The organism is Geobacillus sp. Y412MC52, assembly GCF_000174795.2.
Lineage (GTDB): Bacteria > Bacillota > Bacilli > Bacillales > Anoxybacillaceae > Geobacillus > Geobacillus thermoleovorans.
The window spans coordinates 292,166-307,054 of the sequence record NC_014915.1; the positions used below are offsets into that span (position 1 = coordinate 292,166).

Below are 14,889 nucleotides of genomic sequence, written 5' to 3' on the forward strand. Positions count from 1 at the left end.
CAAAGGAGAGGGAGACGATGAATGTACTGGTCATCGGACGAGGCGGGCGCGAGCACGCCATCGCCTGGAAAGCGGCGCAAAGCCCGCTTGTTGGCAAGCTGTATGTAGCGCCGGGAAACCCGGGCATCGCGGACGTGGCGGAACTGATTCCTATTGATGAGCTCGATATTGAGGCATTGGTGCAGTTTGCGAAACAACAGGCGATCGATTTGACGATCGTCGGGCCGGAAGCGCCGCTTGCTTCCGGCATTGTTGACCGTTTTATGGCCGAGGGGCTTCGCATTTTCGGCCCAAGCCAGAGGGCGGCGCTCATCGAAGGAAGCAAGGCGTTTGCCAAAGAGCTGATGAAGAAATACGGCATCCCAACGGCGGACCATGCGACCTTTACGTCATACGAAGAAGCGAAAGCGTACATTGAACAAAAAGGCGCGCCGATCGTCGTGAAAGCGGACGGATTGGCCGCCGGAAAAGGCGTCACCGTCGCCCAAACGGTGGAAGACGCGCTTGCCGCGGCGAAGGCAGCGCTTGTCGACGGACAATTCGGCACAGCCGGCAGTCAAGTTGTCATTGAGGAGTATTTAGAAGGGGAAGAATTTTCGTTTATGGCGTTCGTTAACGGCGAGAAGGTGTATCCGCTCTCCATCGCCCAAGACCATAAGCGGGCGTATGACGGAGACGAAGGACCGAACACCGGCGGCATGGGAGCCTACTCGCCGGTGCCGCAAATCTCGGCGGAGACGGTGGAAACAGCGCTGGAGACGATCTTGCGTCCGGCCGCCAAAGCGTTAGTGGCTGAAGGCCGGCCGTTTACCGGCGTGCTGTATGCCGGGCTGATCGAAACAGCAACGGGGCCGAAAGTGATCGAATTCAACGCCCGTTTTGGCGACCCAGAGGCACAAGTCGTGCTACCGCGGCTGAAGACCGATTTGGTGGAAGCGGTACTAGCGGTGATGGATGGAAAAGAGTTGGAGCTTGAATGGACGGACGAGGCGGTGCTTGGCGTCGTGCTGGCAGCGAAAGGTTACCCCGGCGCGTACGAGCGCGGGGCCGAAATCCGCGGGTTGGACCGAATTTCCCCTGATGCGTTGTTGTTCCATGCTGGCACCAAACGAGAAGGCGGCGCATGGTACACCAATGGCGGACGCGTTCTCCTGTTAGCGGCCAAAGGGGAGACGCTTGCCGAAGCGAAGGAAAGAGCGTACGAGCAATTGGCCGCGATCGACTGTGACGGCTTATTTTACCGCCGCGATATCGGCCGGCGCGCTATCGAACGCGCCTCCGCCGCATATACACGTATGAAAGGGCGATAATGCCGCCGATTAACGCGGCCAATACGAACGACATATCGGTCATATACTCGAGCAGCAAGGTGGTTCACTCCTTTGTAGTCGAAGGTGTCCCAAGTATGGGACACCTTTTTTGATGATGTTTGGCTAGTCCACAATGCCAAGCCGCGAATCATGTTGCTTTCTTCTCTTTCGTTGACAGTCTGCACTCTTCACGGGCCGCTTCGATACCGAAGCAGCACGCATCACTCACGATGCGAAAAATGTTGCCGAATGACGGTGGGATGGAGGATATTGGAAAAAGCGGTGCGCAACGTCGAACGGATGTCCTCCCTCATGTCGGATTGACGACCGCTTCCTTTTCCTCTTCAAGCAGCTGTCGGCGCTGCATATTGTCAAACAGAGCGGTCATCGGACAAAAACGGGTGATCCCTTCTCCGACTTTCATCGCTCCAAGCAAAGCGGCCCACAAATAGGATGTGCACCAAGGCCGCCGAGCCAGGCGGGCGGTGGCCCAGGCGATGACAGTCAGGCCAACCGTGATGCGAATCAATGCGTTCACAATGCCGATATTCGCCATCGGTCTGTCCCCTCCTTAATATTTTTTATTGTGAAAGTCGCTTTTGTGCGTTAAAATGGTTGTATGGAACGATTAGGAAACAAGGGACGGGGTATCAATGGGCGAACAACGTTACCGATGGAAAGGCAGCGAACTGCGTGCACAAGCAGCGGTGATTGATGGCAAACAATCGCCGACGAAAGTATTGGTGAATGCGACGTATTTGCACTCGTATTTTCGTGAATGGGTAAAAGGAAACATATGGATCCATGGAGATCGCATCGTGTATGCCGGAGAGCGTCTTCCTGATCAGGTCGACGAGGCGTGTGAAATCGTCGACTGCCGTGGATATGTGCTCGTTCCCGGCTACATCGAGCCGCATGTCCATCCATTTCAATTATATAATCCCCATTCATTTGCCCGTTATGCAGCGGCGCACGGAACAACAACACTCCTCAACGATAACTTGTTTTTGCTTTTGCAGCTCGATGATGAAGAAGCGCTTTTCTTTTTACAAGAAATGAATGCGCTTCCAACGTCGATGTATTGGTGGTGCCGATTTGATGGGCAAACGGAGCTCGAGCGCGAAGAGGAACAAGTGTCCAATGCTCGGATCAAGCGCTGGCTTGACCAAGAGGCGGTGCTTCAAGGCGGTGAGTTGACCTCATGGCCAAAAGTGGCGAGCGGCGATGACATCATCTTGTACTGGATGCAAGAAGCGCATCGGCGACGCCGCAAAATTGAAGGGCATTTTCCGGGGGCGTCGGAAAAGACGCTTGTCAAAATGGCGCTCTTTGGCGCAGATGGCGATCATGAGGCAATGACGGGAAAGGAAGTGCGCATGCGCCTTTGGCACGGCTATACCGTCGCGCTTCGGCATTCCTCGATTCGCCCCGATTTGCCGGTGCTGCTTGAAGAGATGAAAGCGCTTGGCATCCGGCATTATGATAAATGCTTGTTGACGACGGATGGCTCGCCGCCATCGTTTTATGAGAATGGAGTGATCGATTGGCTGATCCGCATCGCGATCGAGCATGGCGTGCCGGTGATCGATGCCTATGCGATGGCGACGATCAACGCCGCCCGCCACTACGGCATCGAGCATCTTCACGGCAGCATTGCCACCGGCCGCATCGCTCATATCAACTTTTTGCGCTCGGCTCACGATCCGACGCCGGCGCAAGTGCTCGCCAAAGGCGAATGGGTGAAGCGCGATGGAGAAGCGCCGCCTCTCTGGCCAGATCTGGAATGGGGGCAGTTTGGCATTCGGCCGTTATCGTTGCCATGGGAGGTGGACTGGGATGATTTGCAGTTTTCGATGCCGATGGGACTGCGCATGGAAAACGCCGTCATTTTAAAACCGTATTCCGTGTCGATTGATACGTCGCGCGATCGTTTAGGTCATGATCATGATGAATGTTTTTTAGTGCTGCTTGACCGAAACGGGCGCTGGCGCGTCAATACGATGTTGAAAGGTTTTTCATCGGCGCTTGGCGGGCTGGCAAGTTCTTATTCGAACACCGGGGATTTGATTTTGATCGGCAAGCATAAGGAAGATATGATGCTCGCCTTCCGGCGGATGAAGGAGATCGGCGGCGGCATTGTGCTCGCTGAGGACGGAGAGATTTTGTTTGAGCTCTCGCTTCCTTTAGGCGGCATGATGTCCTCCTTAGAGGTGGATGAATTGATCAACGAAGAAAAAACGTTCGTCCGTTTGCTGCGTGAGCGCGGATATCCATTCGAAGACCCGGTGTATTCGCTGCTGTTTTTACAGTCAACCCACCTGCCGTATGTGCGTGTCACGCAACGCGGGATTTATGATGTCATGCACAAAACGGTACTCTTTCCTTCGATAATGCGGTAAAATAAAAAAGAAAAGGTTGTGTGTCCATTGAAACATTGGCTGTTCGCTGTCAGTTGCGCGGTATTGTTGTTAGGCGGCTGCACGACCAAAAGCGAGCCGAAGCACGCCGAACCGGCTCCTCGGCAGGAGCAGCCGTCCAAGCCTCGGGCGGAGGAACAACAAACGTTCCCGCTGACGGGGCTGCCGGCGAAAGGGAACATCCATCAGCGGGTCGTCGGCGTGATGATCAACAACCACCCGAAGGCGCGCCCACAGTCGGGATTAAGCAAGGCGGACATCGTGTATGAGGTGCTCGCCGAGGGCGATATCACCCGTTTGTTGGCGTTGTATCAAAGCGAATTGCCGGAGCGGGTCGGACCGGTGCGAAGCGCGCGTGATTACTATATTGACTTGAGTGAAGGCTACCATGCACTGTATGTATGCCATGGCTGGAGTCCGGAGGCGAAAGCGCGTCTTGAGGGAGGCGGAATCGACTATTTGAACGGATTGTTTTATGACGGCACATTGTTTCAGCGCGTCCCGTTCCGCAAGGCGCCGCACAACTCGTACATTACGTTTGCCAACATTGAAAAAGGGGCGGAACAAAACGGGTATGCTTGGACGGATAACGTTCCCCCGCTATCGTTTCGCACCGATGAGCCGAGCGGCAAGAAGGTCGGGACGGTTCACATCGCCTATTCGCATCGCGCCTATGCCCAGGTCGAATACCAATATGTTTCGGAACAAAAGGGGTATTACCGGTACAGCGGCGGCGAGCAAACGATCGATTATGATACGCATAAGCCGGTTGTCGTGCAAAACGTCATGATCATCGCCGCCCACCATCAAGTGGTTGACAGCCACGGGCGGCGCGACATCGACCTCGTCTCCGGCGGCAAGGGGTACTTGCTGCAGGGCGGCGTCATGCAGCTGATCGAATGGAAAAACGTCGACGGCCGGCTGCTGCCGTACCATAACGGGGCTCCGATCGGATTCGTGCCGGGAAAAACGTGGATCAATATCGTGCCGGAACTGGCGATCGTCCAGTGGAAATCATAACCGCCTTGTCTGTTGCAAGGCAAAGGGGCGGTGGATTCGCAGATTGGTTGGCTACAACATTTTTCCCGCCAAAACGCAAGGAGGAAGCAGCTATGCAAATTGACAAACTGCGCGGCAGAGAGTTGGATCAACTGTTTAAAGCGATTTTATCGCTGCGCGATTTAGAAGAGTGTTACCGTTTTTTTGATGATTTATGCACCGTGAATGAAATCCAGGCGCTCGCCCAGCGGCTCGAGGTCGCCCGCATGCTGCGCGAAGGATATACGTATCACAAAATCGAAACGGAAACCGGAGCGAGCACGGCGACGATTTCGCGCGTCAAGCGCTGCCTCAACTACGGCAATGATGCTTACGCCATGGCGCTCGATCGCATTAAAGAGAAGCAACAGCAAGAAGAGAAAGAAGCCAACGAAGCGGTCACAGACTGACGCGGCAAGGAGATTCCTTCCATTTGCAAAGGAACTCCTTTTCTTTTTGCGGATTTGTTATAATGGAACAATGGAGAAATGAGTGGAGGGTTGCCGCTATGGAGGAGATTCGCGCTTGGCGCCATGTGTTTAAACTCGACCCGAATAAACCGATTGATGACGAGCGCCTTGAGCGCCTTTGCGAGTCGGGAACGGATGCCGTCATCGTCGGCGGAACCGACGGGGTGACCATCGACAACGTGCTTGATTTATTGGCTCGCATCCGCCGTTTTTCGGTGCCATGCGCGCTCGAAGTCACCGACGTCGAAGCGCTGACGCCGGGATTTGACGTATATTTGGTTCCGATCGTGTTAAACAGCCGGCAGGCGGAGTGGATCATCGGCCGTCATCACGAGGCGGTGAAACAATACGGCGATGTCATGAACTGGGATGAGATTTTCGCGGAAGGTTACTGCATTTTAAATCCAGCCTGCAAAGCGGCCGAGCTAGCCGAGGCCGACGCGGCGCTCACCGATGATGATGTCGTGGCGTACGCCCGCCTCGCCGCACATTTGTACAGGTTGCCGATTTTTTACCTTGAGTATAGCGGCGTCTATGGCGATCCGTCTTTAGTGGAAAAAGTGAAACAAGTGCTTGATCAGACGCAGCTGTTTTATGGCGGAGGGATCATAACGCCTGAGCAGGCGGAGCATATGGCGCGTTATGCCGATACGGTGGTCGTCGGCAACGCGATTTACGACGCGTTCGAACAGGCGTTGGCGACGGTGGCGGCGGTGAAGCAGATGGCTGGTCAACGCAGCGGCGATGACGGAAAATAGAACATATGTTTTATTGGTGGTGGACATGATGAATTTTTTATCGGAAAAGCTGCTTGCGCATTTAAACAAAGAGCAGCAAGAAGCCGTTAAAACGACAGAAGGCCCATTGCTCATCATGGCGGGAGCGGGCAGCGGAAAAACGCGCGTGCTGACGCACCGGATCGCCTATTTGATGGCGGAAAAACAGGTGGCGCCGTGGAATATTTTAGCCATTACGTTTACGAACAAAGCGGCGCGTGAAATGAAGGAGCGGGTGCAGGCGCTCTTAGGCGGGGCGGCGGAAGACGTGTGGATTTCGACGTTCCATTCGATGTGCGTCCGCATGCTGCGCCGCGACATTGACCGCATCGGCATCAATCGCAATTTTTCCATCCTTGACCCGACGGATCAGCTTTCGGTCATCAAAGCGATTTTGAAAGACAAAAATATCGATCCAAAAAAATTTGAGCCGCGGACGATTTTAGCGACGATCAGCGGGGCGAAAAACGATTTGCTCACGCCCGAGCAATTCGCGAAGCGGGCGTCGACGTACTACGAAAAGATCGTCGGCGACGTGTATCAAGAGTATCAACAGCGCCTTCTCCGCAATCATTCGCTCGATTTCGACGATTTGATCATGACGACGATCCACTTGTTTGACCGCGTGCCGGATGTGCTTCAATATTACCAGTATAAGTTCCAGTACATCCATATCGATGAGTACCAGGATACGAACCGCGCTCAATATACGCTGGTGAAAAAGCTCGCAGAACGGTTCCAAAATATTTGCGCCGTCGGCGATGCCGACCAGTCGATTTACCGGTGGCGCGGGGCGGACATTCGCAACATTTTATCGTTTGAGCGCGACTACCCGAACGCGAAAGTCATTTTGCTTGAACAAAACTACCGCTCGACGAAACGCATTTTGCAAGCGGCAAATGAAGTCATTGCGCATAACGTCAATCGAAAGCCAAAGCGGTTGTGGACGGAAAACCCGGAAGGGAAGCCGATCGTCTATTATGAAGCGATGAACGAAGTGGACGAAGCGCAATTTGTCGCCCGCCGCATTCAAGAGGCGGTTGAGAGCGGGGAGCGCCGCTACCGCGATTTTGCCGTGCTTTATCGGACGAACGCCCAGTCGCGCGTCATCGAGGAAATGTTTTTAAAAGCGAACATTCCGTACCAAATCGTCGGCGGCTTAAAGTTCTATGACCGGAAAGAAATTAAAGACATTCTCGCTTACTTGCGCGTCATCGCCAACCCCGATGACGATTTGAGCTTGCTTCGCATCATCAACGTGCCAAAGCGCGGCATCGGCGCCTCTACGATCGACAAACTTGTCCGCTATGCGGCCGAGCATGAGCTGTCCTTGTTTGAAGCGCTCGGCGAGCTGGAGATGATCGGCTTCAGCACGAAGACGGCCGGGGCGCTCGCCGCGTTTCGCGGACAGCTTGAGCAATGGACGCAGCTGCAAGAATACGTTCCGGTGACGGAACTTGTGGAGGAAGTGCTCGACCAATCGGGCTACCGCGAGATGCTCAAGGCGGAACGGACGATTGAAGCGCAAAGCCGGCTTGAGAACTTGGACGAGTTTTTGTCGGTGACGAAGCATTTCGAAAATGTAAGCGACGATAAATCGCTCGTCGCCTTTTTAACCGACTTGGCGCTCATTTCTGATTTGGACGAGCTGAATGGGACAGATCAGGCGGCCGAGGGCGATGCCGTTGTCTTCATGACGCTGCACGCCGCCAAAGGGCTTGAGTTTCCGGTCGTGTTTTTGATTGGCATGGAAGAAGGCATTTTTCCGCATCTTCGTTCACTGGAGAATGAGGATGAAATGGAAGAAGAGCGGCGGCTGGCGTATGTCGGCATCACTCGGGCCGAGGAAGAGCTCGTATTGACGAACGCGCAAATGCGGACGCTGTTTGGCAACATCCAAATGAACCGGCCGTCGCGCTTTTTAGATGAGATTCCCGCGCATTTGCTGGAGACAGTCTCGCGCGGGAAACCGTCTGTTTCCCGTTCAGCGTCCGCTCGCTTGCAGGCAGGCGGCGCCATCGGGGTGTGGAAAGTCGGCGACCGGGCGAACCATCGGAAATGGGGAATCGGTACGGTTGTCAGTGTCCGTGGCGAAGGTGACGACCAAGAACTCGATATCGCCTTCCCGAGCCCGATCGGCATGAAACGTCTGCTCGCTAAATTTGCGCCGATTGAGAAAGTATAGAAAGGAGAACGGGTGAACGTATGGACCGCCAACAAGCCGAACGGCGCGCGGCCGAGCTGCGCGAACTGCTGCACCGCTATGGCTACGAATATTATGTGCTCGACCGGCCGTCCGTCCCGGACGCCGAGTATGACCGGCTCATGCAAGAGTTGATGGCCATCGAGGAACAGTATCCGGAATTGAAAACGAGCGACTCGCCGACCCAGCGCATCGGCGGCCCTCCGCTTGAGGCGTTTCGCAAAGTGACGCATGTTGTTCCCATGATGAGTCTCGCGAACGCGTTTGACGAAGGGGATTTGCGTGATTTTGACCGCCGCGTCCGCCAAGAGGTCGGCGAAGCAGCGTACGTATGCGAGTTGAAAATCGATGGCCTCGCCGTCTCCGTCCGCTATGAAGACGGTTATTTCGTCCAAGGGGCGACGCGCGGCGACGGAACGACCGGCGAGGACATTACGGAAAATTTGAGAACGATCCGTTCACTGCCGCTTCGGCTGAAGGAGCCGGTGTCGCTGGAGGCGCGCGGCGAGGCGTTCATGCCGAAAGCGTCGTTTTTGCGCTTGAATGAGGAGCGAAAAGCCCGAGGCGAGGAGCTGTTTGCCAACCCGCGCAACGCTGCGGCTGGCTCGCTCCGCCAGCTCGACCCGAAAGTGGCGGCGTCGCGCCAGCTCGATTTGTACGTTTATGGTTTGGCCAATGCCGAAGAGCTTGGCATTGAGTCGCACAGCGAGGCGCTCCACTACTTACAGGCGCTTGGGTTTAAAGTGAATCCCGAGCGGCGGCGCTGCGCCAACATCGATGAGGTGATCGCCTTCGTCAACGAGTGGCACGAAAAACGGCCGCAGCTGCCGTACGAGATCGACGGCATCGTCATTAAAGTCGACTCGTTCGCCCAACAGCGGGAGCTTGGTGCGACGGCAAAAAGCCCGCGCTGGGCGATCGCCTACAAATTCCCAGCCGAGGAAGTGGTGACGACGCTCATCGGCATTGAGGTGAACGTCGGCCGCACGGGCGTCGTCACTCCGACAGCGATTCTTGAGCCGGTCCGCGTCGCCGGCACGACCGTGCAGCGCGCCACTCTTCATAATGAAGATTTTATACGGGAAAAAGACATTCGCATCGGAGATGCGGTCATCATTAAAAAAGCGGGCGACATCATCCCGGAAGTGGTCGGCGTCGTCGTCGACCGGCGCGACGGGGATGAAACGCCGTTTGTGATGCCGACGCATTGTCCGGAATGCGAAAGCGAGCTCGTCCGCCTAGATGGAGAAGTGGCGCTCCGTTGCTTAAACCCGAAATGCCCGGCCCAGTTGCGCGAACGGCTCATCCATTTTGCCTCAAGAGCAGCGATGAACATTGAAGGGTTGGGCGAAAAAGTCGTCACCCAACTGTTTAACGCTGGCCTCGTCCACGATGTCGCCGATTTGTACCGGCTGACGAAAGAACAGCTCATCGGTTTGGAACGGATGGGCGAAAAGTCAGCAACCAACTTGCTTGCAGCGATTGAGGCATCGAAGCAAAACTCGCTCGAGCGGTTGCTGTTCGGCCTTGGCATCCGCTACGTCGGAGCGAAAGCCGCCCAACTTTTGGCTGAGCATTTTGAAACGATGGAGCGGCTGGAAAAAGCGACGAAAGAGGAATTGATGGCCGTGCCGGAAATTGGCGAGAAAATGGCGGACTCGATCATCGCCTTCTTTTCCCAGCCAGAAGCGGCCGAGCTGCTCCATGAGCTGCGGCTTTACGGCGTCAACATGGCATACAAAGGGCCGAAGCGGGCGGCTGAAGCGCCTGCTGACTCCGCCTTCGCCGGCAAAACGGTCGTCTTGACCGGCAAACTCGCGTCGATGTCGCGCAATGAGGCAAAAGAAGAGATTGAACGGCTCGGCGGGCGCGTCACCGGCAGCGTCAGCCGCAGCACCGACATCGTCATCGCCGGTGAGGACGCCGGATCGAAGCTGGAGAAAGCCCAGCAGCTTGGCATTGAGATTTGGGACGAATCACGATTTTTGCAAGAGATCAGCAGGGGGAAACGATGAAACGAATCTCACCACTTCGCAGTTTGGTTGCCTGCCGTTGGACGAATCGGGCCCGAAAGCGGTTGGCCGCTGTCGGCCTCGCTTCGATTTGTTTGTTGTCTGCGTGTGCGCCGAAGTTTGACAAAGGTGAGGAAGTCGTGCAAGACAAAGGCAGCAAACAGCAAGAAGCCGTCATCCCGAAATACAACATTGCCGACTCGTATTACCGCGTCATCCTTCCGTTCAAACCGTCCGGGGCCCGTGGGGAGGTCGTCAATGATTTAAATACGCGCCTTGATGTCGACGAATTTGAGACGGGGCTCATGCGCTTGGCCACTGAGCAGTTTCCGTCGGATGAGTACTTGTTCCAAGAGGGGCAATATTTAGATAGCGAGACGGTCGGAAAATGGCTCGCTCGCAAGAAGACGACTCGCCAGCTGAAGGAAGAGAAAATGAAGCCGGAAGACAACCTCGGCTTAAACCCACCGATCAGCGATACGGGAACAAACGAACAAAAAAACAAACAAAGCCCGATTTATTTGGCGAGCATTTTGGAACATGATTATTTGGTGAAGATCGACAACGACAAAGTAAAGCTCGGCGGCATTGCCATCGGCCTGGCGTTAAACTCCGTCCACTATTATTCGACCGAGCAAGGCTATCCGCGCGAGGTCAAAATCAAAGACGATGTCATCGAACGGGAAGGAAAGCGGATCGCCGCCGAGGTGCTGAAGCGGCTGCGGAGCATGAAAGGGCTCGGCAGTGTGCCGATTACGATCGCTTTATACAAACAAGCGCCCCGTTCATCTGTTGTTCCAGGCCACTTTTTCGCCGTCGCCCATGTCGATGGGGGGGACAGCACGATCGATGAGTGGGAGGCGGTGAACGAGGAATATTATTTATTCCCGTCCGATGAGGCGGAAGAGAACCATCGCGACGACTGGCTGAAGTTCAACAATTTTAAATCAGACGTCGAAGACTTTTTCCCGAACTACACGGGCATCGTCGGCAGAGGGTTGTACGTCAACGACCAACTTCAGAAGTTAACGATCAACATTACGATGCCGTTTTACGGCAAAGCGGAAGTGATCGGCTTTACCCAATACGTGACCGGCTTGGTGATGGAAAAATTCCCGGACTACATCACCGTTAACGTCTACATCGCCTCGGCCGGCCAGCCGGAAAGCCTCATCGTGCGCCAGGCGAAAGCAGACGAGCCGTTTGTGCATATTTATCAATGACAACGTGCCGCATCCCCTCTGGACGAGCCAGAGGGGATGTTTTTCGTTGACGCACTTGTTTCGAATAGAAAGGCAGGCTAAAAGGCCGCATAGCGCAACACGGTTGAGACCCTCTTTTTAGAGGAAAGGGCTGAATGGGGATGGAAAAGCAGGACTCCCGCCCGTCTCCCATCGTCGCGGACAAACATGGAACGAACCGCTTGAAACCGAGATTTGTCGGATGAGAGGCAGATTGTTAAAATGATACCTAGAAGGCCGGTGAAAAACGGCTGTCACGAGCAAATCAGCGGCATTTCGCCAAAAAAGAAGGCTGATTTCGCAAGGTTTTTCTAATTGAGAAATAGCTGGAACTAGCAGCATTTTGTACTAAATCACCAGCCTCCTAGAGACGTGGCAGCTATGGCTGCCTTTGTTCGAAATGCTGGACTATCCGGTCTGTTTTCAAACTGCACAAGTAAAGGTGTGTCATCAATCATGAAAGCCATTTGTGTCTTTTGCGGATCAAGTTATGGACAAAGCCAGAAATATAAGGAAGCGGCGAAAGCGCTCGGAACGTTTTTAGCCCGAAGCGGCATGACGCTCATTTATGGCGGCGGAAAACGCGGCTTGATGGGGGAAGTCGCGGAGGCGGCGCTTCGTCATCAAGGGCGCGTGGTTGGGGTCATTCCGCAATTTTTGAAGGATCGGGAAGTGGCCCATGACGGATTGAGCGAACTGTTGGTCGTCGATACGATGCATACGCGCAAAGCGAAAATGTATGAGTCGGCCGACGGGTTTATCGCCCTGCCAGGAGGGTACGGGACGTATGAAGAGCTGTTTGAAGTGCTCTCATGGTCGCGCGTCGGCCTCCACCAAAAACCGATCGGCCTGCTCAACGTGGACGGGTTTTTCGACCCCCTTCTTCATTTGCTTCGGCATACGGTCGAAAACGGATTTGCCGCGCCGGAAGATCTCGGACTTATAGTCAGCGCCGGAGATGTTCCGACGCTGTATGAGCGGATGAAGACGTTCCGCCATCATCGCTGTTCTTGAACATGAAGGAGAGGGTTGCCGCTTCGTCGGTAGATCCTGCTAATCTGGCAAATTGTTCACTTCATAAGCGGCGCGGATGCCGGATTCAATGGCGCCTTGAATCCATCCGTGGTGGGTGGAAGCGTGTTCCCCGGCAAAATGCACCCTTCCTTCGGGAGTCGCGATATACGGCGACAGCTCCGTCACTTGGTTCGGCTTCATCATCGTGAAGGCGCCGCCGGAGTATGGATAGCGCACCCAGCTATGGCTTGTTCCGGTTTCAAATTCACGGTAGACTTGTTTTCCATGGATGACGGCTAAGTTTTTTAACGTATATTCAAGCCGCTCTTCATCGCCTAAGCTGTCCCAGGGAATGGTGTCATCTTCCCACGTATAGCTCGCCAATACGACACCTGGTCCTTTGGTGCCAATGCCTTGGCTTGGATATTGCGTATACGTAATCGGTAGGTCGGAAACGGTTTTTCCACCGAACATTCCTTCCTTTTCCCAAAATCGTGTTTTAAACTGGATGCCGGTTTTGGTTGAACCAGCATAATGAAGTTCACGAATGGCCTTCCATTTGTTTTCGGAAAACGAATGGCGGGGTTCGATGTCGACAAACTGCAAAATCGAAAACGGGATGGTGACGATCACCCGATCCGCCGTGATTTGAAATGGTTGAAGAATTTTCGTATGGATCGCATGGATGGTGACGCCGTTTTCGTGCTGGACGATTTTTTGCACTTTATGGCTAAAGAGAATCTCGTCCTTCAGCTGCGGCAAAAACGCCTTTGGAAGCCGATCGTTTCCGCCGACAATTTCATAAAAGCGAATATTCGGCGTAAACAGCACCATGAGTTCACGCAACATCTCAAGAAACGAAAGTTCAGGGAATCCTTCTAACGAGAGAACGGCTTTGATCATATCGATGGCTCCCACGGACAGCGGTAGACCGAATGGGTTGTAGCGCAAATAGGCGTCCAGCGAGTAGCGGTCAAGTTGTTCAATGACAATCGGCCAATGTTTTTCCGGATTTTGTTCGATGAATTGAATGACCGGACGAATCGCCATTTGCAATAATTGGGAAGCGGTTTTGCCTCGTTCATGCGGGGCGACCGGAAAGCCAAAGAGGTCGGGATGCCGCTCATATTCACCAAGGCGCGCTTTCACGCCACGAAAATACAGAATGTCGCGCGGAGTGCTGTTGATAAATGGGTAAAGCGGCAAGTTGAATTTTTTGATATATTCCAATGTCAATTGATGGGTGTGTGGGATGCGCATGGCGCCGGCTTCAAGATACTGATCGTCGCGAAAGTTGGAGCGGAGCGTGTAGATTCGGCCGCCGACCCGCTCGGACGCTTCAAGAATCGTGATGTGATGCCCGGCTTGCTTCAGCAATGACGCTGCGACAAGTCCGGCCATTCCGGCGCCGATGATGACGATGTGTCGAGGCGCCGCGGTTTTCTTTAAGCCGTTTCGAATGATCGAGATCATCGTTTCCATCGAAAGTTTTGGAGAAACATACGGGTGGGACACGGTTGGACTCCCCCTTTGCCGTTTTCACCGCGCGAGGATGAAGGTGCGGTTATTCCATCTTATTCCGCGGCAAAGGGGAGTATGTGAGAATAGGAATGCCCGTCACGGCTTGGAAACGATATACGTCGCGCCATCGATTTCAATGCGGCGCTGCTCCTGTACACCCACAAGCCGGCACAAAAAAGGGCGCGTTGACGGTCGATGGTCGGCTTCATAAAAACGAAGGGCAATGCCGCCGACGGCTAGTTCAGCGTACGCCCCTGCCTCATCGCGCCCAAAGCGAGGGACAGGAAGGCCAAACAGCCGCCGATACGCGTCGATGGCGCGGCGAAGGTCAAGCGTATAGACGCCGATGGACGACAAAGAAGAAGCCCCGATTTGATGGTGCATGAGCGGCGCCAGCTCGTTCATCCGCACGTCATCACCGTCGCCCCATTGGATGAAAAACGGATAGCGAAATGCACCGTCTGTGTCGTCTTCGATAAACAGCATCGACCATGTCAGCCGCTTGCCGTCATCGCGCTCGCGGCTGCCAGGGAGCGGACCGATTGGGGTAAACCCGTTTCGTTTGAGATGTGCCGCCACCGCTCCGATGTTGTTCGTGCGGAAGGCAAATTGGGAGAAGCCGTTTCCTTCTTGGCGGTCGGCGACAAGCTGGGCGATGAGCGGATTTCCGCATGTTTTCGCCGTCTGCTCATCGGCGATGCCGATCCACTCAATGTAGCGCAAATGCTCGAAGTAGCATAATGCGTTATACGTTCCCCATGACGGATGGCGGCCGCCGTGGATGGCTGTAAACCCCCATTGTTCAAACGCCGTTTTCGCTTGCTCCGGTCGTTCGGTTAAGTGGACGAGATGGTCAAACGCGACATTCATGGCGGCGACCTCCTCCT

At 54.6% G+C, this 14,889-nt stretch carries 12 protein-coding genes; 9 read left to right on the plus strand and 3 right to left on the minus strand.

Annotated features, from left to right (window positions below):
* Positions 1–17 precede the first annotated feature (17 nt).
* Complete coding sequence (purD, locus tag GYMC52_RS01590; RefSeq protein WP_013522824.1) at positions 18–1,310, plus strand: phosphoribosylamine--glycine ligase; 1,293 nt, start codon at positions 18–20, stop codon at positions 1,308–1,310.
* A gap of 310 nt (positions 1,311–1,620) precedes the next feature.
* Here the strand turns inward: purD and GYMC52_RS01595 are convergent, their stop codons facing one another.
* Positions 1,621–1,866 (minus strand): YgaP family membrane protein, encoded by a 246-nt coding sequence (locus GYMC52_RS01595; RefSeq protein WP_013522825.1) that lies wholly within the window; start codon positions 1,864–1,866, stop codon positions 1,621–1,623.
* 97 nt (positions 1,867–1,963) lie between these two features.
* Between GYMC52_RS01595 and GYMC52_RS01600 the strand changes: the two genes are divergently transcribed.
* The 8 genes from GYMC52_RS01600 to GYMC52_RS01635 all read left to right on the plus strand — a co-directional run bounded on the left by GYMC52_RS01600 (position 1,964) and on the right by GYMC52_RS01635 (position 12,481).
* Positions 1,964–3,709, plus strand: coding sequence for an adenine deaminase C-terminal domain-containing protein (locus GYMC52_RS01600; RefSeq protein ID WP_013522826.1), 1,746 nt, complete (start codon positions 1,964–1,966; stop codon positions 3,707–3,709).
* Positions 3,710–3,736: 27 nt separating this feature from the next.
* Positions 3,737–4,747: a DUF3048 domain-containing protein gene (locus GYMC52_RS01605; RefSeq protein WP_013522827.1), complete on the plus strand. Its 1,011-nt coding sequence runs from the start codon at positions 3,737–3,739 to the stop codon at positions 4,745–4,747.
* A gap of 92 nt (positions 4,748–4,839) precedes the next feature.
* Entirely contained in the window at positions 4,840–5,175 is a 336-nt protein-coding gene (locus GYMC52_RS01610; protein ID WP_013522828.1) for a YerC/YecD family TrpR-related protein, read from the plus strand.
* Between the two features lie 98 nt (positions 5,176–5,273).
* Positions 5,274–5,993: a heptaprenylglyceryl phosphate synthase gene (locus tag GYMC52_RS01615; protein ID WP_013522829.1), complete on the plus strand. Its 720-nt coding sequence runs from the start codon at positions 5,274–5,276 to the stop codon at positions 5,991–5,993.
* Positions 5,994–6,021: 28 nt separating this feature from the next.
* A complete protein-coding gene (pcrA, locus tag GYMC52_RS01620) occupies positions 6,022–8,196 on the plus strand; it encodes a DNA helicase PcrA (RefSeq protein WP_013522830.1) in 2,175 nt (724 codons plus the stop codon).
* A 20-nt stretch (positions 8,197–8,216) separates the two neighbouring features.
* The gene (ligA, locus tag GYMC52_RS01625) at positions 8,217–10,229 is read left to right on the plus strand and encodes an NAD-dependent DNA ligase LigA (protein WP_013522831.1); all 2,013 of its coding nucleotides are present in this window, start codon (positions 8,217–8,219) and stop codon (positions 10,227–10,229) included.
* Positions 10,226–11,449: a CamS family sex pheromone protein gene (locus GYMC52_RS01630; protein ID WP_013522832.1), complete on the plus strand. Its 1,224-nt coding sequence runs from the start codon at positions 10,226–10,228 to the stop codon at positions 11,447–11,449. Before ligA ends, GYMC52_RS01630 begins: the two co-directional genes overlap by 4 nt.
* Positions 11,450–11,923: 474 nt before the next feature.
* Positions 11,924–12,481, plus strand: a complete 558-nt coding sequence (locus tag GYMC52_RS01635) for a TIGR00730 family Rossman fold protein (RefSeq protein WP_013522833.1) — start codon at positions 11,924–11,926, stop codon at positions 12,479–12,481.
* A gap of 39 nt (positions 12,482–12,520) precedes the next feature.
* Here GYMC52_RS01635 and GYMC52_RS01640 read toward each other — a convergent pair whose 3' ends face one another.
* Together GYMC52_RS01640 and GYMC52_RS01645 are read right to left on the minus strand one after the other, a co-directional pair.
* Positions 12,521–13,996, minus strand: coding sequence for a flavin monoamine oxidase family protein (locus GYMC52_RS01640; protein ID WP_013522834.1), 1,476 nt, complete (start codon positions 13,994–13,996; stop codon positions 12,521–12,523).
* A gap of 102 nt (positions 13,997–14,098) precedes the next feature.
* Positions 14,099–14,872 (minus strand): VOC family protein, encoded by a 774-nt coding sequence (locus GYMC52_RS01645; RefSeq protein ID WP_013522835.1) that lies wholly within the window; start codon positions 14,870–14,872, stop codon positions 14,099–14,101.
* Positions 14,873–14,889 lie beyond the last annotated feature (17 nt).